Origin of the sequence: Actinacidiphila paucisporea, assembly GCF_900142575.1 — a bacterium.
Taxonomy (GTDB): Bacteria; Actinomycetota; Actinomycetes; order Streptomycetales; family Streptomycetaceae; genus Actinacidiphila; species Actinacidiphila paucisporea.
Genome location: NZ_FRBI01000077.1, coordinates 1 through 1128, shown reverse-complemented (window position 1 = coordinate 1128; position 1128 = coordinate 1). Strand labels below are relative to the sequence as shown.

Below are 1128 nucleotides of genomic sequence, written 5' to 3'. Positions count from 1 at the left end.
TTCCGGGGTCCGCACGCGGGTCGCTCAGAGTGCTGGGCGTCAGTGCCAGTTCCGCAGGGGAGTTGATGCCGGGGGCGGCTGGAGGGTGGGGTTCCGGGGTCGGTTTCGGGTCGCATGGTTGCCCCGGTGGTGGCCTGCGGTCTTTGCGTTGCCCTGGCCGTCGGGGTGGTCGCCGCCCCGGTCGGGCGGTAAGCGGAGGGTCGGCCTTTGGCGGGATCTGGCTGACATGGAATGGGTGTTCGAGGGAAACGATCTCGCTTTTCGTGGTGGGCGGGTGACAGGTTGTGGGCCTCCTGGAGCCGTTGGGGCTACCGGGGACTCTTTCCATGGGGGGAAGATGAACATCTCGCAGGGCCCGCTTTCGCGTGCCCGTCACCGTTTACGTTTGACCGTCGCCGCAGCCGGGACGGTGCTGGCCGTTGCCGCGGCCGGGATACCGCTGGGCGCCGGCATCGCCGCCGCGGCGCCGCCGACCGGTTCGGCGTGGGGCCGGCACACCCCGGCGACAGTGCCGGCGGTTGAAGTGGGCAAGAACCGGCCGGTGGCCTCGGTGACCACCCTTGCCGCCGGCGCGGCCCGGCCGCACGCCTCATCCAAGGCGTCGGCCGATAACGTCTCGCCGCTGGTGGCGCCGCCGACCGGTCAGGGCCAGGTGCCCTGGCACCAGTTCTCCGATACCCGCCTGACCGACTCCCTGGTGGCCCGGGTGGACCTGTCCAGCGGTGACTTCCTGCTGGCGGGCACCGATTTCGACATCGCCGGGGCGGGTGACCGGCTGCAGCTGGCGCAGACGTACAGCTCGTTCACCGGGGTCGGCGGCACGGTCGGTGACCGGTGGTGGCTGACCTATGACCGCCGGCTCCAGGTCTCCGGCTCGGACGTCTACCTGATCGACTCCACCGGCGCGACGGTGCACTTCACCGCCGGCTCCGGGTCGGCGTACGTCACCCCGGCCGGGTACTCCCAGGACCTGGTCAAGAACAGCGACGGCACGTACACGCTGACCGACCGCAAGTCCGGGTCCAAGGACACTTACACCTCCGCCGGGGTCCTGGCGAAGGTCACCGACCACAACGGCGCCACGATCACCGTCACGCAGCATTCCGGCGGCGGGTACAAGCTGACCGA

General features: G+C 70.4%; 1 protein-coding gene. It reads left to right on the top strand.

All coding sequences use genetic code 11. The features are described 5' to 3' along the window. Nucleotides 1–385: 385 nt before the first annotated feature. On the top strand, nt 386–1128 hold a 743-nt coding region (locus tag BUE44_RS35585; protein ID WP_235002780.1), incomplete at its 3' end, for a DUF6531 domain-containing protein.